The following is a 22,932-nucleotide window of genomic DNA, read 5'->3' as shown; positions in this document are numbered from 1 at the left end:
GCATGGCCGGTGTGGTCGACGAAGGCGTGCGCCGGATGGGACTGCGGCCGATGGCTCCGCGGGCCGCCGTCGACGCGCTGTTCGAGTCGCTGGCCGCGGGCGACGTCGCGGTGACCGTGGCGGACTTCGACTGGCCCGCCTACCTGGACACCGCGCGACCGGCACCGGTCCTCGCGGAGATCCCCCGCAGGCAGGCGGAGGGTCCCGCCAATGCCGTGGGACCCGACCTGCGCGAACGGCTCGCCGGGCTCATCGAGCCCGAGCAGCGCCGGGTGCTGCTCGACCTGGTCCGCGAGGTCGTCGCCAAGGTCCTGGGACACCCGAGCGGCACGACGATCGAACCGGACCGCGCCTTCAGCGAGCTCGGTTTCGACTCGCTGACCGCGGTCGAACTGCGCAACCGCCTGGACGCGTCGGCGTCGTTGTCGGTGCCGTCGACCCTGATCTTCGACCACCCGACACCGCTGGCGCTCGCGGACTACCTGTGGGCGGAGGTGGCGGGCCCCGAGCGCGCGGCGGACGCCTTGCTGCGCGACCTCGACAGGGCCGGCGACCTGCTCGGCGGTCTCGACGCCGGCAGCGAGGCGCGCGCCGCCGTCCTGGAGCGCCTGCACGCGCTCGTCGCGGAGTTCGGCACCGCACCAACGCCTTCTCGCGGAGCTGTGGCGCGGACCGACCTCACCGAGGCGTCCGACGACGAGCTCTTCGCCTTCATCGACCAACAGCTCGGCACCTGAGCCGGCGCTCGTGATCTTGACCAATGAGTGGGGCAACAATGGATGAGAACGCCAAGCTGCGCGACTACCTGACCCGGGTCACCGGTGAGCTGCAGCGCACCCGGAACCGCCTGGCCGAGGTCGAGGACCGGGAAGCCGAGCCGATCGCGGTCGTGGGAATCGGCTGCCGCTTCCCCGGCGGCGTGCGCACACCCGAGCAGTTCTGGGACCTGCTGGTCACCGGCCGGCACGGGATCACCGAGTTCCCGGTCAACCGGGGCTGGGACGTCGACGGCCTGTTCGACCCCGACCCCGACCACCTGGGCACGAGCTACGTGCGGCTCGGCGGCTTCGTGCACGACGCCGACGAGTTCGACCCGGAGTTCTTCGGTGTCTCCCCGCGCGAAGCGGTGTCGATGGACCCGCAGCAGCGCCTGCTGCTGGAGACCTCGTGGGAGGCACTGGAGCGGGCGGGCGTCGACCCGACCTCGCTCAAGGGCAGCCGCGCCGGCGTGTTCATGGGCACGAACGGCGTGGACTACGCGCGCGACATCCCCAGGGGTGTCGAAGGAGTCGAGGGCTACCTGGGCACCGGCACCGCGGGCAGCGTCCTGTCCGGCCGGATCTCCTACGTGCTGGGGCTGGAAGGCCCGTCGGTCACCGTCGACACGGCGTGTTCGGCATCGCTGGTGACGCTGCACCTCGCGGTCCGGTCGCTGCGCGCGGGCGAGTCCGACCTGGCGCTGTCCGGCGGCGCCACGGTGATGTCGGACCCCGGCGCCTTCGTCGAGTTCTCCCGCCAGCGAGGACTGTCCCGGGACGGCCTGGTCAAGGCGTTCGCCGCCGCTTCCGACGGCACCGGGTGGGGCGAGGGCGCGGGTGTGGTCGTGCTCGAGCGGCTGTCCGACGCCCAGCGCAACGGCCACCGGGTCCTCGCGGTCATCCGCGGCACGGCGGTCAACTCCGATGGCGCGTCCAACGGCCTCACCGCGCCCAACGGCCCGTCGCAGCAGCGCGTCATCCGCGCCGCGCTCACCGACGCACACCTGTCCGCGAAGGACGTCGACGCCGTCGAGGCGCACGGCACCGGCACCACCCTCGGCGACCCCATCGAGGTGCAGGCGCTGCAGGCCACCTACGGCCGCAGCCGGGAGCCGGGCCGTCCGCTGCACCTCGGCTCGGTCAAGTCCAACATCGGTCACACGCAGGCCGCCGCCGGCGTCGCGAGCGTGATCAAGATGATCCTCGCGCTGCGCAACGGTGTGCTGCCCGCGAGCCTGCACGTCGACGCCCCCACCCCGCAGGTCGACTGGTCGTCCGGCGCGATCTCGCTGCTCACCGAGAACCGCACCTGGCCGGATGATCGCGTCCGCCGCGCGGGTGTGTCGTCGTTCGGCATCAGCGGCACCAACGCCCACGTCATCCTGGAGCAGGCACCGGAGCCGGTGGAGCTGCCCGACCGCGGGCCCGCGCCCGCGCTGATCCCCTGGGTGCTGTCCGGCAGGACCGACGCCGCTCTGCGGGCACAGGCCGAGGCGCTGCTGCCGGTCGACGAGGACCCGGCCGACATCGGCTACTCGCTGGCCGCGACGCGGGCGACCGCTCAGCGCCGCGCGGTCGTCACCGGTACCGACCTGGACTCGCTGCGCGCGGGTCTGCGCGCCGTCGCCCAGGGTGCCGGCGCGCCCGGCGTCACCACCGGCGAGGCCGTGGGCGGCCAGCTCGCCGTCATGTTCACTGGACAGGGTTCCCAGCGGCTGGGCATGGGCCGTGAGTTGTACGCGGCGTTCCCCGTTTTCGCTCAGGCGTATGACGAGATCGCGGCGTTGTTGCCCGGTGTCCGGGAGATCGACGACGCCGATGTGCTCAACCAGACGGGCAACGCCCAGCCCGCGTTGTTCGCGCTCGAGGTCGCGTTGTACCGGCTGGTCGAGTCGTGGGGTGTGCGACCGGACTTCCTGATCGGCCACTCGGTCGGTGAGCTGGCCGCGGCACACGTCGCCGGCGTCTGGTCGCTGCAGGACGCGGCGAAGCTCGTGCAGGCCCGCGGCAGGCTCATGCAGGCGCTGCCCCGCGGCGGGGGCATGGCCGCGATCCAGGCCGACGAGGAGGAGGTCAGGGCCGCGCTGCGCGACGGTGTCGACATCGCCGCGGTCAACGGTCCCGAGGCTGTCGTGATCTCGGGAGACGCGGACGCCGTCGCCGGGATGACCGCGCGGTTCGCCGCCTCCGGCCGCAAGACCAAGGCGCTCGCGGTCTCGCACGCGTTCCACTCCTCGCTGATGGACGGCATGCTCGCGGAGTTCGCCGAGGTCGCGCGCGAGGTGACATACCAGACCCCGAAGATCGCCCTGGTCTCCAACGTCACCGGTCAGCTGGCCCGCACCGAGGAGATCTGCGACCCCGGCTACTGGGTCCGGCACGTCCGCGAGGCCGTCCGGTTCGCCGACGGCGTCAGGACCCTGGCGGCGGCCGGTGTCACGCGGTACCTGGAGCTGGGTCCGGACGGCGTGCTCTCCGCCGCCGGGCAGGACTGCGCGGACGGCCGGTTCGTCGCCGCGCTGCGCCGGGACCGCGACGAGGTCGCGACGATCCTGTCCGCTCTCGCCGACCTGCACGTCCACGGCGGCCGGGTCGACTGGGCCGCGTACTTCTCCGGTGCCCGTGTGGTCGGCCTGCCCACCTACCCGTTCCAGCGCGACCGCTACTGGCTGCCCGTCACCGCGCCCGCGGGCGACGCGTCCGGGCTCGGCCTCAGCTCGCTGGACCACCCGCTGCTCGGCGCCGCCGTCTCGGTCGCCGACGCCGACGGGTTCCTGTTCACCGGCATCCTGTCCACCAGGACCCACCCGTGGCTGGCCGACCACGTCGTGATGGGAGCGGTGGTCGTGCCCGGCACGGCGCTGGTCGAACTGGCCGTGCGCGCGGCCGACGAGACAGGCCTCACCGGCATCGAGGAGCTCACCCTCCAGGCACCGCTGGTGCTGCCCGAGAACGCCGGCGTGCACGTCCAGCTGTGGGTCGGCGCGCCGGACGAGGCAGGCCGCCGCCCGCTGACCCTGCACTCGCGCCCCAGCAGCGCCGCGGTCGACGGCACGTGGACGCTGCACGCTTCCGGTTCACTGGCCGCAGCGAGCCACGGCACGTCCTGGGACCTCGCCGAGTGGCCACCGCCCGGCGCCGAGGCGGTCGGACTCGACGGCCACTACCAGGAACTCGCCGCACTGGGCCTGGACTACGGCGAGACGTTCCAAGGTCTGCGAGCGGTGTGGCGGCGGGGCGACGACACCTTCGCCGAGGTCGCGCTGCCCGACCGGGCGCGGGACCAGGCGGGCCGGTTCGGCCTGCACCCGGCGCTGCTCGACGCCGCCCTGCACTCCCTGGCACTGGGCGACGGCCAAGCACGACTGCCGTTCTCCTGGGAGGACGTGACCCTGCACGCCTCCGGTGCTGCCGACCTGCGGGTGAAGTTGTCCCCGGCGGGCACCGACGCGATCACCCTGAGGGTCGCCGACGGTGAGGGTGCGCCGATCGCCACGGTCGGTTCGCTGGCCGTGCGGCCGGTGTCGGCCGAACAGATCCGCACGTCCGCCGACCGGAACGGGCTTTACGAGCTCGCTTGGAACCCGGTCACCTCCACGGTCGCTGACGCACCCGGCTGGGTGTGGTGGGACGAGCTGGGCGAAGAAGTCCCCCCGGTCGTGGTGTACCGCGCCGGCGGCGAGGACGTGCACAAAACGGTCACCGCCACGCTCGGCGTGCTCCAGCAGTGGCTGGCCGATGAGCGGTTCGAGACCGCGAAGCTCCTCGTCCAGACCGTCGGCGCCGTCTCGACCGGAGCGGACGACGCCGTCGTCGACCCGGCCATCGCTGCCGTCTGGGGCTTGGTGCGCTCCGCGCAGTCCGAGCACCCCGACCGCTTCGCGCTGGTGGACGCCGCCGAGATCACCGACGCCGTGCTCGCGTGCGACGAGCCGCAACTGGCCGTGCGCGACGGTGAGCTCCTGGTGCCGCGCCTGGTAGCCACGGAGACCACCGGCCGCCTGGTCCCGCCCATGGGCGACTGGCGGCTCGGCATGTCGGGCAAGGGCACCGTCGACCACCTGGTGCTGGAGCCGGCTGCGGCGCAGCCGCTCGAGCCGACCGGGGTCCGCGTAGCCGTGCGCGCGGCGGGCCTGAACTTCCGGGACGTGCTGAACGTCCTGGGCATGTACCGCGGCGAGGCCGGCCTGCTCGTCAGCGAGTTCGCCGGTGTCGTGACCGAGGTGGGCGCGTCCGTGACCGACCTCGCACCCGGTGACGAGGTGATGGGCCTGGTCGCCGGTGGCGGTGGCCCATCGGCGGTCGTGGAACGTCAGATGATCACCCGCAAGCCCGCGGGGTGGACGTTCGAGCAGGCCGCGACCGTGCCGCTGGTGTTCCTCACCGCCTACTACGCGTTGTGCGACCTGGGCGAGCTGAAGGCGGGGGAGTCGATCCTGATCCACTCCGCCGCCGGCGGTGTGGGCATGGCCGCGACGCAGCTCGCGAACCACCTCGGTGCCGTCGTCCACGGCACGGCGAGCGAGAGCAAGCAGCACGTGCTGCGGGAGGCGGGCATCGCCGACGAGCGCATCGCCTCGTCCCGCACGCTCGACTTCGAGCAGCGGTTCGGCCGGGTCGACGTCGTGCTCAACGCGCTGGCGGGCGACTTCGTGGACGCGTCGCTGCGCACGGTGGCGCCGGGCGGCCGCTTCCTGGAGATGGGCAAGGCCGACGTCCGCGACGTGGCCACCCTTCGCCAGGACGTGCGCTACCAGGCGTTCGACCTGAGCGAGGCCGGGCCCGAGCGCACGGCGCAGATGTGGACCGCCCTGGTCGAGCTGTTCGACCAGGGGGTGCTCGAACCCCTCCCGGTGAAGGTGTGGGACGTGCGCCAGGCACGGGCGGCGTTCCGCTTCCTGAGCCAGGCCAAGCACATCGGCAAGGTCGCGCTGTCGATGCCGCGCGCGGCGGAGCCGGACAAGACCGTGCTGGTGACCGGTGGCACCGGAGGCCTGGGCGCCGTGGTGGCCAAGCACCTCGTCACCGGCCACGGTGTGCGCAAGCTCCTGCTCACCAGCCGCCGCGGGCTCGCCGCCCCCGGAGCGGCTGCGCTGGTCGAGGAACTCACCGCGCTGGGCGCGGAGGTGTCGGCCGTGGCCTGCGACGTGGCGGACCGCGCCGCGCTGGCCGCACTGCTCGACGGCGTCGAGCTGACCGGCGTGGTGCACGCGGCGGGCGTGCTCGACGACGGCACGATCGACTCGCTCACTCCGCAGCGGGTGGCGGGCGTGCTGGGCCCGAAGGCCGACGCCGCCCGGTACCTGCACGAGCTGACCGCGCACCACGACCTGGCCCTGTTCGTCACCTTCTCCTCGGCCGCCGGCGTGCTCGGCGCGCCGGGGCAGGGCAGCTACGCCGCCGCGAACGCCTACCTCGACGCGCTCGCCGAGCACCGGCGGGCCCTCGGCCTGGCGGGCCAGTCGATGGCGTGGGGTCTGTGGGCGGCCGGCATGGGGGAGACGCTCGGCGACGCCGACCTCGCCCGGTTGCGCAACGGCGGTACTCCCGCGCTCACCGTGCCGGAGGGGCTGGCGCTGTTCGACGCCGCGATCGCGGCCGACGCGCCCGTCGCCGTCCCGATCAAGCTGGACCTGCCCGCGCTCCGCGCCTCCGCGCGGAGCACCTCGCTGCCGGCCGTGCTCGGCGGTCTCGTGCGCACGCCGGGCAGGCGCGTCGCGCAGTCCGGTGCTGGGCGGGGCTCCTCGCTCGCGCGCCGCCTCGCCTCGCTCACCGAGGCCGAGCAGGACCACGAGCTGCTGGACCTGGTCCGCACCGAGGTCGGGATGGTGCTGGGCCACGTGACGCCGGGCGGCATCGAGCCCGGCCGCGGGTTCCTGGACCTGGGCTTCGACTCGCTGACCTCCGTCGAACTGCGCAACCGCCTGAGCTCGGCGACCGGCCTGCGGCTGCCGTCGACGGTGACCTTCGACCACCCGACCCCCGTCGCGCTGGCGGGTTTCCTGCGCGCCGAGCTGCTGGGCGAGCTGGGGGTGGCGGGCACGCCTGCCGTGCGGGCGCAGGTCGCAGCCTCCGACGACCCCATCGCGATCGTCGCCATGAGCTGCCGGTTCCCCGGCGGGGTGCGGTCGCCGGAGGACCTCTGGTCGCTGGTGGCCGAGGGCCGCGAGGGGATCTCCCCCTTCCCGGACGACCGCGGCTGGGACCTGGCGTCACTGTTCGACACCACGCCGGGCAAGCAGGGCGTCTCCAACACGAGGGTCGGTGGCTTCCTGGAGGACGCCGGTGACTTCGACCCGGAGTTCTTCCGCATCTCGCCGCGCGAGGCGCTGGCGATGGACCCGCAGCAGCGGGTGCTGCTGGAGGTCTCCTGGGAGGCGTTCGAGCGTGCCGGCCTCAAGCCGGCGGACCTGCGCGGCAGCGCGACCGGTGTGTTCGCGGGCGCCATCTACCACGACTACGCCTCGCAGCTGCGGACGATCCCCGACGACGTCGAGGGGTTCCTCGGCACCGGGACCTCGGGCTCGATGATGTCCGGGCGGATCGCCTACACCTTCGGTTTCGAGGGTCCGGCCGTGTCCGTCGACACCGCCTGCTCGTCGTCGTTGGTGGCGTTGCACATGGCGGCCCACTCGCTGCGGTCGGGCGAGTGCGAACTGGCACTCGCCGGTGGTGTGACCGTGATGTCCACCCCCGGTCCGTTCATCGACTTCAGCAAGCAGCAGGCCATGGCGCTCGACGGCCGCTGCAAGGCCTTCGCCGACGGCGCCGACGGCGTCAGCTGGGGCGAGGGCGTCGGCATGGTGTTGCTGGAACGCCTGTCGGACGCGCGCCGCAACGGCCACCCGGTGCTGGCCCTGCTCAAGGGGTCCGCGGTCAACCAGGACGGCGCGTCCAGCGGTCTGACCGCACCGAACGGTCCGTCGCAGCAACGGGTGATCCGGCAGGCACTGGCCAACGCCGGTCTGTCCACTTCGGACGTGGACGCGGTGGAGGCGCACGGCACGGGCACCCGGCTCGGCGACCCGATCGAGGCGCAGGCACTGCTCGCGACCTACGGCCAGGACCGGCGCGAGCCGTTGTGGCTGGGGTCGGTGAAGTCGAACATCGGCCACACGCAGGCAGCGGCGGGCATCGCCGGTGTCATCAAGATGGTGGAGGCGATGAACAGGGGCGTGCTGCCGCGCACCCTGCACATCGACGAGCCGTCCGGCCAGGTCGACTGGGACCGGGGCGCGATCCGGCTGCTCACCGAGCAGGTCGGCTGGCCGGAGACCGGTGCGCCGCGCCGGGCGAGCGTCTCGTCGTTCGGCTTCAGCGGGACCAACGCGCACGTCGTGCTCGAGCACGTCCCCGCGCTCACCGCCACGGAGACGCAGACGAACCCGCCCGCGGTCGTGCCGCTGGTGCTGTCGGCCCGCTCCGAGGAGGCCCTGCGCGACCAGGCGAGCAGGCTCGCCGCCGGTACGGACTCGCAGTCCCTGCTGGACATCGGCTACTCGCTCGTCACGACCCGCCAGTCGCACGAACGGCGCGCCGTCGTGGTCGGCGCCGACCACGAGAGCGTGCTCGCCGGGCTGTCGGCGTTCGCCGCCACCGGCCAGGCCGCAGGCGTGGTCACCGGTCTGGCCGCTCCCGGCAGGCTCGCGTTCCTGTTCACCGGCCAGGGTTCTCAGCGGCTGGGCATGGGCGCCGGGCTGTACGAGGCGTTCCCGGTCTTCGCTCGGGCTTACGACGAGGTGTGCGAATTCCTGCCCGGCATCAAGGGCATCACTGACGCGGACGTGCTCGGTCAGACCAGCAACGCCCAGCCCGCGATCTTCGCGCTGGAAGTGGCGCTGTTCCGCCTCGTCCGGTCGTGGGGTGTGACGCCGGACTTCCTGGCAGGGCACTCGATCGGTGAGATCGCGGCGGCGCACGTCGCCGGGGTGCTGTCGTTGCAGGACGCGGCGAAGCTGGTGTCCGCGCGGGGTCGTCTGATGCAGGCGTTGCCCGCCGGCGGTGCGATGGTCGCCGTCCAGGCGACCGAGGACGAGGTGCGGGGACACCTGTCCGACGAGGTTTCCCTGGCCGCGGTCAACGGTCCGAACGCCGTGGTGTTGTCCGGTGCGGCGTCGCCGGTTCTGGAGGTCGCCGAGAAGTTCGAGGAACTCGGCCGCCGCACCAAGCGGCTGGCGGTGTCGCACGCGTTCCACTCGGCGCTCATGGAGCCGATGCTGGACGAGTTCCGCGCGGTGGCGGAGTCGATCGAGTACCGCGAACCGACCGTTCCGATGGTGTCCACCGTGACCGGTGCCCTGGTCGGGCCGGGTGAGGTGACGTCGCCGGAGTACTGGGTCGAGCACGTGCGCAAGCCGGTGCGGTTCGCCGACGGCCTGACGACGCTGACCGGCCTGGACGTCACCCGGTTCCTGGAGATCGGTCCCGACGCCGCCCTGTCCGGGCTCGGACAGGACACCGCGGAGGCCGTGTTCGTCCCGTCCCTGCGCAGGGACCGCGACGAGACGACCTCGCTGGTGACCGCGCTGGGCACGTTGTACAGCCACGGCGTCGACGTCGGCTGGCAGGAGTACTTCGCCGGCAGCGGCGCGAAGGCCGTCGCCCTGCCGACCTACCCCTTCCGGCAGCAGCGGTTCTGGCTGCACTCCGCGCCAGGGGTGGGTGACGCCCCGAGCCTGGGTCTCGGCGCGCTGGACCACCCGCTGCTCGGCGCCACCGTCACGCTCCCGGACAGCGGGGGACTCGTGCTGACGGGCCGGCTCTCGCTGGACGCACAGCCGTGGCTGGCCGGGCACCGGGTGATGGGCACGGTCCTGCTGCCCGGCACCGCGTTCGCCGAACTGGCCGTCCGGGCGGGCGACGAGGTCGGCTGCGACACGGTCGAGGAGCTCGTCCTCCAGGCGCCACTGGTGCTCGGCACCGCGGCCCTGCAGCTCCGGGTCTCCCTCTCGGAGTCCGAAGCAGACGGTCGTCGATCGGTGACCGTCCACTCGCGACCCGAGAACGTCGACGACGAATGGACCCTGCACGCCTTCGGAACGCTGGTCCGCGGCGGCGACGAGCCGGGAGAGCCGCAGACCGTGTGGCCGCCGGAGAACGCCGCACCGGTCGACCTCGACGGCTTCTACCCGAACCTCGCCGAGGCCGGACTGGACTACGGCGGGCTGTTCCGCGGCCTGCGCGCCGCGTGGCGCCGGGGCGAGGAGACGTTCGCCGAGGTCGAGCTGCCCGCGGACACCGACGTCAGCCGGTTCGGCCTGCACCCGGCCCTGCTGGACGCCGCGTTGCACGCCGTCGGGCTCTCCGGCGGCCAGGCGAGGCTGCCGTTCTCGCTGGCCGGCCTGACGCTGCACGCGGCCGGTGCGACCGCGTTGCGGGTGCGGCTCGCTCCGGCGGGATCGGGCGCGCTGTCGCTGCGGGTCGCCGACGTGACCGGCGCGCCCGTGCTCTCGGTCGACCGGCTCGCGCTGAGGGAGATCAGCGAGGAGCAGCTGCGCCCGGTCAACTCGGCAAAGCGCGACGCCCTGTTCACCGTGGACTGGGCGCTGGTCACTCCTGGCGCTCCGGCCGATGTCCTGCCGTACGGCCAGGAGGCCGCCGCGGACGCGTTCGTCCACGCTGTTCCCGAGGGTGCGGCCGACGTCCTGACCGTGGAGGTCCTGGGGCTGCTGCAGTCGTGGCTGGCCGAGGACCGCGAGGCCAAGCTGGTCGTGCGCACGGTCCCGGGCGTTCCCGCGCATGCCGCGGTGAGCGGGCTCGTGCGCAGCGCTCAGGCCGAGCACCCCGACCGGTTCGTGCTGGTGCACGGCGACGGTGACGTCGCCGCGGCGGTCGGCACGGGTGAGCCGGAGGTCCTGCTCACCGACGGCGAGCTGAGGGTCCCCCGGCTGGTCCGGGCCAAGACGACCAGCCGCGACGACTGGTCTCTGGACGGGACCGTTCTGGTCACCGGCGGTACGGGCGGTCTGGGCGCACTGGTCGCCCGCCGCCTCGTCGAGAACCACGGCGTGCGCCACTTGGTGCTCGTCAGCCGTTCCGGCGGCGACAGCCCCGGCGCACCCCGGCTGGTGCAGGAGCTGACCGCGCTCGGCGCCGAGGTGACGGTCGCCGCGTGCGACGTCTCCGACCGCGCCCAGCTCGAGGCCGCGCTCGCTCTCGTTCCCGCGGACCAGCCGCTGCGCGGAATCGTGCACGCGGCCGGTGTGCTCGACGACGGCGTGCTCGACGCGATGACCCGAGAGCGCGTCGAAGCCGTGCTGCGGCCGAAGGCCGAGGCCGCCTGGCACCTGCACGAACTGACCACCGATCTCGACCTGTTCGTCACGTTCTCCTCGATCGCGGGCACGCTCGGCGCGCCGGGGCAGGCCAACTACGCCGCGGCGAACGGCTTCCTCGACGGGCTGGCCATTCACCGCCGCGCGCTGGGACTGCCGGCGACCTCGATCGCCTACGGCCTGTGGGACGAGGGCATGGGCCACGGCCAGGCCGCCGGCCCCGCCGGTTTCGCGGCCTTGTCTGCCGAGGACGGCTTGGCGCTGTTCGACCTGCTCGCGCTGGGCGACGACGCGAACCCGGTCGCGACGGCGCTGGACGTCGCCGCGGTCAGGGACGCCGCGAAGGCCACCGGTGTGGTCCCGCACGTCCTGCGAAGCCTCGTCAGGGTGCGTCCGCGCCGCACCGCGCGCACGGAGGAAGGTGCCGGTCTGCGCCAGCGGCTGGGCGCGCTTCCCCCTGCCGAACGGCTGCGGCAGCTGCTCGAACTGATCCGCACCGAGGTCGCGCTGGTGCTGGGCCACACCAGCCCGGACGCGGTCGAGACCGACCGCGCGTTCGGCGACCTGGGCTTCGACTCGCTCACCGCGGTCGAGCTCCGCAACCGCCTCGACGCGGCCACGGGTCTGCGGTTGCCCGCCACCCTCATCTTCGACTACCCCACGCCCCTGGTGCTGGCCGAGTTCGTCCAGGCCGAGTTCCTCGACGAGCTGGCCGATCCGGAGACGCCGGTGTTCGCCCCCGTGGCACTGGCCGACGACCCGATCGCCATCGTGGGCATGGCCTGCCGCTACCCCGGTGGCGTCGGGTCGCCGGAGGACCTGTGGGACCTGGTCACCCACGGCCGCGACGGCGTCACCCGCTTCCCGGAGGACCGCGGGTGGGACGTCGACGGCATCTACCATCCCGACCCCGACGCGCAGGGCAAGACGTACACGCGTGAGGGCGGGTTCCTGCACGACGCCGGCGACTTCGACCCGGAGTTCTTCGGGATCTCGCCGCGCGAGGCACTGGCGATGGACCCGCAGCAGCGGTTGCTGCTGGAGGTCTCGTGGGAGGCGCTGGAGCACGCACGGGTCGATCCGACGGGTCTCAAGGGCTCGCAGACCGGCGTGTTCGCCGGGTTGATGTACCACGACTACGGCGCGCGCCTCGGCGTGCTGCCCGACGGTGTCGAGGGTTTCATCGGCACCGGCACGTCCGGCAGCGTGCTGTCCGGGCGCGTGGCCTACACCCTGGGCCTGGAGGGCCCCGCCGTCACGGTCGACACGGCCTGCTCGTCCTCGCTGGTCGCCATGCACTGGGCGATGCAGGCGCTGCGCACCGGTGAGTGCTCGATGGCACTGGCGGGCGGTGTCACCGTCATGGCCTCGCCGGACACCTTCATCGGCTTCTCCCGGCAGCGCGGCCTCGCCGTCGACGGCCGGTGCAAGTCCTTCTCGGCCGACGCCGACGGCACCGGCTGGTCCGAGGGCGTCGGTGTGCTGGCGCTGGAGCGGTTGTCCGACGCCCAGCGCAACGGTCACCGCGTCCTGGCCGTGGTCAGGGGTTCGGCGGTGAACCAGGACGGTGCGTCGAACGGCCTGACCGCTCCGAACGGTCCGTCGCAGCAGCGGGTGATCCGCCAGGCGCTGGCCAGCGCGGGCATCGTCTCGTCCACTGTGGACGTCGTCGAGGCGCACGGGACCGGCACCCCGCTGGGCGACCCGATCGAGGCCCAGGCGCTGCTCGCCACCTACGGCCAGGAGCGTGACGAGGAACCGCTCTACCTCGGTTCGATCAAGTCGAACATCGGCCACACCCAGGCCTCGGCCGGTGTCGCCGGTGTCATCAAGATGGTGCAGGCGCTGCGGCACGGCGTGCTCCCCGCGACGCTGCACCTGCAGGAACCGACCCCGCACGTCGACTGGGCGTCCGGTGACGTCAGCCTGCTCACCGAACAGCGCGCCTGGCCCGAGGTCGACCGGCCGCGCCGTGCCGCCGTGTCGTCCTTCGGCATCAGCGGCACCAACGCGCACGTGATCCTCGAACAGGCTCCGGACGTGCCCGTGCCGCCGCGCGAGGACGCGGAGCTCCCCGCCGTGCCCTGGGTGCTCTCCGGGCGCAGCGAGGAGGCACTGCGCGAGCAGGCCGTCCGGCTGCTCGCGGCCGGCGGTCAGCACGCCGACCTCGGCCTCTCGCTGGCCACCACGCGCACCTCGCACGACCACAGGGCCGTCGTGGTCGGCTCCACCGCGCAGGAACTGCGTGCCGGTCTGACGGCGCTGTCTGCCGGCGAGACCGCAGCGTCGGTCACGACCGGCAAAGTCCTTTCCGGACGGACGGCGGTGCTGTTCACCGGCCAGGGTTCGCAACGGCTGGGCATGGGTTCCGGGTTGTACAAGGCTTTCCCCGTCTTCGCTCAGGCCTACGACGAGGTGTGCGCCTTCCTGCCCGGTATCAGGGACATCGCCGACGCGGACGTGCTCGACCTGACGGGCAACGCCCAGCCTGCGATCTTCGCGCTGGAAGTGGCGCTGTTCCGCTTGGTCCGGTCGTGGGGTGTGACGCCGGACTTCGTTGCGGGGCACTCGATCGGTGAGATCGCGGCGGCGCACGTGGCCGGGGTCCTGTCGCTGGAGGACGCGGCGAAGCTGGTGTCCGCGCGGGGCCGTCTGATGCAGGCGTTGCCCGCCGGCGGCGCGATGGTCGCCGTCCAGGCGACCGAGGACGAGGTCCGGGAACACCTGTCTCCCAAAGTCTCCCTGGCCGCGGTCAACGGCCCGAACGCCGTGGTGCTGTCCGGCGCCGCGTCGCAGACCCTCAAGGTCGCCAAGAAGTTCGAGAAGCTCGGCCGCCGCACCAAGCGGCTGGCGGTCTCGCACGCGTTCCACTCGGTGCTCATGGAGCCGATGCTGGACGAGTTCCGCGCGGTGGCGGAGTCGCTGACCTACGCGGCACCGTCGATCCCGGTCGTCTCCACGGTCACCGGGCAGCTCGTCACCGACCGGCTGACCGACCCCGCTCACTGGGTCGAGCACGTCCGGGCGACCGTGCGCTTCGCCGACACCGTCTCCTGGCTGCACGACAAGGGCGTCACCCGGTTCCTCGAGGCCGGTCCGGACGGCGTGCTGTCGGCGATGGGCGCCGACAGCGCCGACGGTCTCTTCACCTCGTTCCTGCGCAAGGACCGCGACGAGGCCACGTCCGCGCTGACCGGGCTGGCCGCCGCGTACACCAGGGGTGAGCAGGTCGACTGGTCCGCGGTGTTCGCGGGCAGCGACGCGCGGATCGTGGACCTCCCGACCTCGGCCTTCCAGCACCAGCGGTTCTGGCTCGCCTCCGCCGGTGCGGGCGCGGACGTCTCCGCCGTCGGTCTCGTGCCCACCGAGCACCCGCTGCTCGGTGCCGCCGTGCCCTTCGCCGACGGCGACGGATGGGTGCTCACGGGCCGGCTGTCCCTGGCCACCCACCCGTGGCTCGCGGACCACGCCGCGCTGGGCACCGTGCTCATGCCGGGAACCGGGCTGCTGGAACTGGTCGTGCGCGCCGGCGACGAAGCCGGCTGCGGCACGGTCGAGGAGCTGACGGTCCAGGCACCGCTGCTGCTGCCGGCGTCCGGTTCGCTGGACGTCCAGGTGCTCGTCGGCGCGGCGGACGGTGCCGGTCGGCGACCGGTGTCGGTGCACTCCCGCGGTGCGCACGGGTCATGGACCGAGCACGCGGCGGGCACGTTGTCGCCTGCCACGGCCGCCCCGGCGTTCGACCTGGCGGCCTGGCCCCCTGCGGGCGAGGCCGTGGAGCTCGACGGGGTGTACGAGGACTTCGAGGCGGCAGGACTGGTCTACGGACCGGTGTTCCGCGGCCTGCGGGCCGCCTGGCGCGCCGGCGACGACGTCTGGGCCGAGGTCGCGCTGCCCGAGGAGGAGCACGACCAGGCGGGCCGGTTCGGCCTGCACCCGGCGCTGCTCGACGCGGCGTTGCACACCATCGGGTTCACCGAGGGGGAGGGGACCCGTCTTCCGTTCTCGTTCGGCTCGGTGACCCTGCACGCGACCGGTGCGACCACGTTGCGCGTGCGGGTCACCTCGACCGGCACCGACAGGGTCTCGGTCCTCGTCGCCGACAGCACCGGCGCTCCGGTCGCGACGATCGGCTCGCTGGTCGTCCGCGCCGCCTCCGCCGAGCAGGTGCGCTCGACCGACGAGCCGCTGTACGAGCTGTCCTGGGTTCCCGTGCTCGCACAGGGGACGCCGGTCGAGCACCTGCCGCTGCAGGAGGTCGGCGACGACGTTCCCGCGGCGCTGGTCCTGGACGTCGCGGCGGGTGAACCCCGGGACGTCCTGCACAGCACCCTGGCGGCGATCCAGGGGTTCCTCGCCGAGGAACGGTTCGCCGACGCGCGTCTGGTCGTCGTGACCGACCAGTCGCTGTCCGGTGCGGCGGTGCGCGGTCTGGTCCGCAGCGCGGAGTCGGAGAACCCCGGCCGGTTCGTCAACGTCCAGGGCGACGACGTCACCGCGGCACTGGCGACCGGCGAGCCGCAGGTCCGCGTCCACGACGGCGTGACGCTGGCCCCCCGGCTCGTCCGGGCGCGCACCGCCGACCCGGCCGCGTGGGGCGAGGGCACCGTCCTCGTCACCGGTGGCACGGGTGGGATCGGCGCCGCGATCGCCCGGCACCTCGTGAAGGCGCACGGCGTCACCAAGCTGGTCCTGACCAGCCGCCGCGGCCTGGAAGCGCCCGGCGCGGCCGAACTCGCCGCCGAGCTGGGCGCGCAGGTCGAGGCGTGCGACGTCGCGGACAGGGACGCCCTGGCGGCGTTGCTGGACTCGATCCCTGACCTGACCGGGATCGTGCACGCCGCCGGTGTGCTCGACGACGGCGTGGTCACGGCACTGACGCCCGAGCGGATGGACACCGTGCTGCGCCCGAAGGCCGAAGCGGCCGTGACGCTGCACGAGCTGACCCGCGACCGTCCGCTGAGCCAGTTCGTCCTGCTGTCCTCGGTCTCCGGCGTCCTCGGTGGTCCCGGGCAGGCGAACTACGCCGCGGCGAACGCGGTCCTCGACGCACTGGCCGAGCTGCGAGTCGCCGAAGGGCTGCCCGCCCGGTCCCTCGCCTACGGGCTGTGGGCGGACGGCATGGGCGACGGGTCCGACGTGGACCGGTTGAGCCGTGACGGCTTCGGCGCACTGTCCGTGCAGGAGGGTCTGGCGCTGTTCGACGCCGCGCTCGCCGCGCGGACGGCGGTGCCGGTGCCGGTGAAGCTGGACCTCGCGACGTTGCAGGTCCACGCCCGCACCTCGCCGATCCCGGCGGTGCTGCGTGGCCTGGTGCGGGTTCCACGCCTGCGCAGCGCCGTGAACGCCCAGGCGGTGTCCGCACTGCTGGAGACGCTGTCGAGGCTCTCCGACGCCGACCAGCGCACGCACGTGACGGACCTGGTCCGGGCGCGCGTCGCCGAGGTCCTGGGCCACAGCGCGACGGCCGCGGTGGAGGTGGGCCGTGCGTTCACCGAGCTGGGCTTCGACTCGCTCACGGCGGTCGAGCTGCGCAACCGGCTCGGTGAGGCGACCGGCCTGCGGCTGCCGGCGACGCTGATCTTCGACTACCCGACGCCCCTGGCGCTGGCCGAGCACGTCCGCACCGAGCTGCTGGGTGCGACGGCCACCGCGGTGGTCCCGGCGGCGCGCTCCGCCGCCTCGGACGAGCCTGTCGCGATCATCGCGATGAGCTGCCGCTACCCCGGTGGCGTCCGCTCGCCGGAAGACCTGTGGCGGTTGGTCGCCGAGGGCACCGACGCGATCACGCCGTTCCCGGCCGACCGCGGCTGGGACCTCGAAGACCTGTACGACCCGGACCCCGACCGCACCGGGAAGAGCTACGCCCGCGAGGGCGGGTTCCTGCACGACGCGGCGGACTTCGACGCCGAGTTCTTCGGCATCTCGCCCCGCGAGGCGATGACCGTCGACCCGCAGCAGCGCCTGCTGCTGGAGACCGCGCAGGAGGCCTTCGAGCGCGCGGGGATCGACCCGGCGGTGCTCAAGGGCAGCCCCACCGGTGTGTTCGCCGGCGTGATGTACAACGACTACGCGTCCCGCCTGACGAGCGCTCCCGACGGGTTCGAGGGCCTGCTCGGCACCGGCAGCGCGAACAGCGTCCTGTCCGGCCGGGTCGCCTACACCTTCGGGCTCGAAGGTCCCGCGGTGTCGGTGGACACCGCGTGCTCGTCGTCGCTGGTCGCACTGCACCTCGCGGCACAGGCGCTGCGGTCGGGCGACTGCGACCTGGCGCTGGCGGGCGGTGCGACCGTGATGGCCACGCCGAACCCGTTCATCGAGTTCTCCCGGCAGCGCGGTCTGGCCGCCGACGGCCGGTGCAAGCCCTTCGCCGCGGCGGCGGACGGCACCGGCTGGTCGGAGGGCGCCGGCTTCCTGCTCCTGGAGCGGTTGTCCGACGCCCAGCGCAACGGTCACCGCGTCCTGGCCGTGGTCAGGGGTTCGGCGGTGAACCAGGACGGTGCTTCGAACGGCCTGACCGCTCCGAACGGCCCGTCCCAGGTGCGCGTGATCCGACAGGCCCTGGCGAGCGCCGGACTGTCCACTGTGGATGTCGACGCGCTCGAGGCGCACGGAACCGGCACCGCGCTGGGCGACCCAATCGAGGCGCAGGCGGTGCTGGCCACCTACGGCCAGGACCGGGACGTGCCGCTGGTGCTCGGCTCGGTCAAGTCGAACATCGGCCACACCCAGGCCGCGGCCGGTGTCGCCGGGATCATCAAGATGGTCGAGGCGATGCGGCACGGGGTCATCCCCGCCAGCCTGCACATCGACTCGCCGTCCCCGCACGTGGACTGGACCGAGGGTGCGGTCGAGCTGGCGACCGAGGCCCGCCCGTGGGCGTGGCGGGACCGCCCCCGTCGTGCGGCCGTGTCGGCTTTCGGCATCAGCGGCACCAACGCCCACGTCATCCTCGAGCAGGGACCGGACACCCCGGTGGCCGCGCGAGAGGTCAAGGCACCGGCGCTGCTCCCGTACGTCCTTTCCGGACGGACGGAGAACGCCCTGCGGGCGCAGGCGGAGCGTCTGCTCAACGCCGAGCTCGCGGAACCGGTGGACGTCGCGTACTCCTTGGTCACGAGCCGCACCGTGCACGAACGGCGAGCCGTCGTGACGGGTGGCCCCGCGGACCTGCGTGCCGGGCTCGCCGCCTTCGCGGACGGGCAACCCGCGGCGAACGTGACGACCGGTCGTGCCATGGGCGGCAAGCTCGCCGTCCTGTTCACGGGACAGGGCTCGCAGCGGCTGGGCATGGGACGTGAGCTGTACGCGGCGTTCCCCGTCTTCGCCGAGGCCTATGACGAGATCGCGGCGTTGCTGCCGGGTCTCCGGGAGATCGACGACGCCGACGCGCTCAATCAGACCGACAACGCCCAGCCCGCGTTGTTCGCACTGGAAGTCGCGTTGTACCGGCTGGTCGAGTCGTGGGGTGTGCGACCGGACTTCCTGGCCGGCCACTCCATCGGCGAGCTGAGCGCGGCACACGTCGCCGGGGTGTTGTCCCTGCGGGACGCGGCCACGCTCGTCGAGGCGCGCGGACGGCTGATGCAGGCACTGCCCGCCGACGGCGCCATGGTGGCCGTGGAGGCCACCGAGGACGAGGTGCGCGAGCACCTCACCGCCGAGGTCGGTCTGGCCGCCGTCAACGGTCCGTCCGCCGTGGTGCTGTCCGGTGTGGAGGCCCCGACGCTGGCCGTGGCCGAGAGCTTCCGCGCTCAAGGCCGCCGGACCAAGCGACTTCCGGTCTCGCACGCCTTCCACTCGGTGCTGATGGACCCGATGCTCGCCGAGTTCGAGGAGGTCGCACGCTCACTGGACTACCGGGAGCCCGCGATCCCGGTCATGTCGAACGTGACCGGCCGGCCGGCGACCGAGCTGACCGACCCGCGGTACTGGGTCCGGCACGTGCGCGACACCGTTCGCTTCGCCGACGGCGTCCGCGAGCTGGAAGCCGCGGGCGTCACCAGGTTCGTCGAGCTGGGTCCGGACGGTGTCCTGTCCGCGATGGGCCACGACTGCGCGAGCGACGCGGCGGTGTTCATTCCTTTGCTGCGCAAGGACCGCGCCGAGCGGCAGTCCGCGGAAGCCGCCTTCGGCAGGTTGGTGGCGGCGGGGGTGACCGTGGACTGGGAGGCGTTCTTCGCCGGCACCGGTGCCCGGCGCACCGAGCTCCCGACCTACGCCTTCCAGCGTGAGCGCTATTGGCTCGAGAGCGGTCCGGTGACCGGCGACGCCGCCGGGCTCGGACTGACGACGACCGAGCACCCGTTGCTCGGTGCGACCGTGTCGACGCCGGACGGAGACGGGCTGATCTGCTTCGGCAGGCTGTCCCGCGCCGCCCAGCCGTGGCTCGTGGACCACACCGTGCTCGGTGCGGTTCTGGTGCCCGGCGCGGCTCTGGTCGAGATGGCCGTCCGGGCGGGCGACGAGCTCGGCTGTCCGAGGGTGGCGGAGCTGACCCTGGCGGCGCCGATGGTGCTGCCCGACCAGGGCGGGCTGGCCGTCCAGGTCGTCGTCGGAGCAACGGCGGAGGACGGCGGGCGCGAGGTCGCGGTGTACTCGAGGCGAGCGGACGCCGCCGTGGAGGAACCGTGGACGCAGCACGCGACGGGTGTGCTCACGCCGGACGAGAGCCGGCCCCCAGTGGCGGGCGAATGGCCGCCCGCGGATGCCGAAGTCCTCGACCTCGAAGGCCTCTACTCCGACCTGGAGGTCACGGGCCTGAGCTACGGCCCGGTGTTCCAGGGCCTCACCTCGGCCTGGCTGCGGGACGCGGAGATCTTCGCCGACGTGGTGCTGCCGGACGCGGCGCACGGTGACGTGCCCCGCTTCGGCATCCACCCGGCGTTGCTCGACGCGGCCCTGCACCCCATCGGGCTGCTCGGCTTCGACGGGGAGGCGACCGCGCGTCTGCCGTTCCTGTGGCGCGACGTCTCGCTGCACGCCACGAACGCGACCGCGGTACGCGTGACGGTCACCCCCACCGGCGCCGACTCGGTCCGGCTGGAACTCACCGACACCGCGGGCGCACCGGTGCTCACCGTCGGATCCCTGCTGCTGCGCGAAGTGTCGAAGGAACAGCTCGGTCAGCCGTCCACTTCGGACTGGCTGTTCCGGGCGGACTGGGTCCCGGTCGCGGGTGGCGGTGCCCCGGTCGCCTGGGCCTACCACGACGAGGCCGGGCAGACCGAGCCACCGGTGACGGTGCTCAGGGTGCAACCGCCCGCGGAGGCGGTTCCCCACGCCGTGCACGACGTGCTGGCGAGCACGCTCGCCACCGTCCAGGCGTGGCTGGCGGACGAGCGCGACGCGGGCGGCAAGCTCGTCGTGCTCACCCACCACGCGGTGCGGGTGCGCGACGGCGACGAGGTCAGCCCGGTCACGGCCTCCACCTGGGGCCTCATCCGCAGTGCCCAGTCGGAGAACCCCGGCCGCTTGGTGCTGCTGGACGCCTCCGAGCAGGACGTGGAACTGGCGGTCGCGAACCTCGGCGACGAGACGCAGCTGGCCGTGCGCGACGGCGTCGTGCACGCCTGCCGCCTGCTTCGTGCGAGCAGCGCGCCGGAACTGGTCCCGCCGCCGGGCGAGCGTGCCTGGCGGTTGGGCTCACCGAGCGGGGACGGCCTGGAGGAGTTCACGTTCCAGCCCTTCCCGGAAGCCGCCGCACCACTGGCCGCGCACGAGGTCCGGATCGGCGTCCGTGCCGCGGGCGTCAGCTCCGGTGACGCCGGGATGCTCGGCCTCGAAGCCGCGGGCATCGTCGTGGAGGTGGGGCAGGGCATTACTGACCTCCGCGCCGGCGATGCGGTGATGGGCTTGGTGCGCAACGGTTTCGGCCCGCTGGTCCGCACCGATCGCGCGCTCGTCACCAAGGTTCCCCACTGGTGGACGTTCGAGCAGGCGGCCTCCGTGCCCAGGGCGTTCCTCACCGCCTGGTACGCGCTGAACGACCTGGCCGGTCTGTCCGCGGGGGAGGCGGTGCTGATCAACGCCGCGGCCGGCGACGTCGGCATGGCCGCCACCCAGATCGCCCGCCACCTCGGCGCGGAGGTCTACGGCACGGCCGGTGAAGGACAGCACGACGTCCTGCGCTCGGCGGGCCTGCCCGACAGCCGCATCGCCTCCGCGCTGACCCCCGGCTTCGAGGAGCGGTTCCTTGCCTCCAGCAACGGCCGCGGCGTCGACGTGGTCCTCAACGCGCTCCCCGGTGAGGCCGCCGACCCGTCGGCACGGCTGTTGCCGCGCGGTGGGCGATGGGTGGAAATGGGGAAGCCCGATCTTCGCCCGGAGAGCGATTTCGCAGGGCAGTATCCAGGTGTGACTTACCGGGTGTGCGACGTCGAAGACGCTGGCACCGAACGGATCGCGGCGATGTGGGAGGAGCTGATCACGATGTTCGAGTCGGGCTTGCTCAACCCCTTGCCGGTCCGCTCCTGGGACATCCGCGAGGCTCCCGAGGCGGCTCGCTTCCTCGGTCGCGCCGAGCGCTCCGGCAAGGTCGTGCTGACCGTGCCGCGAGTGCTCGACACGAACGGAACGGTCCTCGTGACCGGCGGTACCGGTGGCCTCGGCGCTGTTCTGGCCCGGCACCTGGTCACCGCGCTCGGCGTGCGGGACCTCGTTCTCGCAGGCCGGCGCGGTGTGGACGCGCCGGGTGCGGCGGAACTGGTCCGCGAACTGACCGGGCTGGGCGCCGAGGTCCGCGTCGCCGCGTGCGACGCGGCCGACCGGTCCGAACTGGAACTCCTGCTGGACAGCATCCCGGTGCTGACCGGTGTCGTCCACGCGGCCGGCGTGCTCGACGACGGCCTGTTCACCTCGTTGACGCCGGACCGGCTGGACAAGGTCCTGCGCCCCAAGGTGAACGCGGCCTGGAACCTGCACGAGCTGACCCTGGGACGAGATCTGACGATGTTCGTCCTGTTCTCCTCGGCCGCGGGCGTCCTGGGCACGCCGGGTCAGGCGAACTACGCCGCGGCGAACACCTTCCTGGACGCGCTCGCCGAACACCGGCGCTCACTGGGCCTGCCCGCCTCGTCCCTGGCCTACGGTCTCTGGGCCGACGGCATGGGTTCGGCGACGGACGCCGGCCGGATGGCACGAGAGGGTTTCGGTGCGCTCACCGCGACCGAGGGCTTGGCGCTGTTCGACCTGGCCACGTCCGTGGTGGCACCGGCGACGGTGCCGATGAAGCTCGACGTGGCCAGGCTCAGGACGCTCGCCGAGACCGCCTCGCTGCCGCCACTGCTGCGGGTGCTGGTGCCGCCGCAGCGCGCCCGCCGGTCGGCTTCGGCCGACACCGCGGGACAGGCTGACGAGCTGAAGCGGCGTCTGGCCGGGCTGTCCCAGGCCGATGCCCGGCAGGCGTTGCTCGCCGTGGTCCGCCGCCAGGCGGCAGCGGTGCTCGGTCATGCGGGGCCGGACACGATCGAGCCGGACAGGGCGTTCACCGACCTGGGCTTCGACTCGCTGACCGCGGTCGAGCTGCGCAACCAGCTCGGCGAGGTGACCGGCCTGCGCCTGCCCGCGACGCTGATCTTCGACTACCCGACTCCGGACGCCATGTCGGAGTTCCTCCAGGCCGAAGTGGTACCTGCGGCCACCGCCGAAGTCTCCGGTGTGGACAACGAGATCACCCACCTGGAGGCGGCGCTGTCGGCGCTCGACCCGGCGGCCACCGACGGGGCCCGCGTGGAAACGAGGCTGCGCCAGCTCGTCGCGCTGTGGCGGGACAAGACCCGGGCCGGCTCGGACGACCGCGCGGACCTCGAGGCGGCCACCTTGGACGACATGTTCTCCCTGCTCGACAACGAACTCTGACCCGTTTCGACCTTTCCGTTCGTGGCAGCGTCCACACAGGA

The 22,932-nt window shown here is 73.1% G+C and carries 2 protein-coding genes; both read left to right on the top strand.

The features are described from left to right. The first annotated feature begins 2 nt into the window (after nt 1–2). Complete coding sequence (locus LX88_RS44800; protein ID WP_443674886.1) at nt 3–737, top strand: acyl carrier protein; 735 nt, start codon at nt 3–5, stop codon at nt 735–737. Nucleotides 738–775: 38 nt separating this feature from the next. Continuing rightward, nucleotides 776–22,891, top strand: a complete 22,116-nt coding sequence (locus tag LX88_RS41390; protein WP_258953212.1) for a type I polyketide synthase — start codon at nt 776–778, stop codon at nt 22,889–22,891. Nucleotides 22,892–22,932: the final 41 nt, after the last annotated feature.

This window comes from Lentzea californiensis (genome assembly GCF_024648825.1).
GTDB lineage: Bacteria > Actinomycetota > Actinomycetes > Mycobacteriales > Pseudonocardiaceae > Lentzea > Lentzea californiensis.
This window is presented reverse-complemented; position numbering and strand designations above follow the sequence as displayed.

Bases quoted from the DNA above. Each gene is read 5' to 3' on its own strand.
- LX88_RS44800 (WP_443674886.1), top strand. From the start codon at position 3: ATGGCCGGTGTGGTCGACGAAGGCGTGCGCCGGATGGGACTGCGGCCG.
- LX88_RS41390 (WP_258953212.1), top strand. From the start codon at position 776: ATGGATGAGAACGCCAAGCTGCGCGACTACCTGACCCGGGTCACCGGT.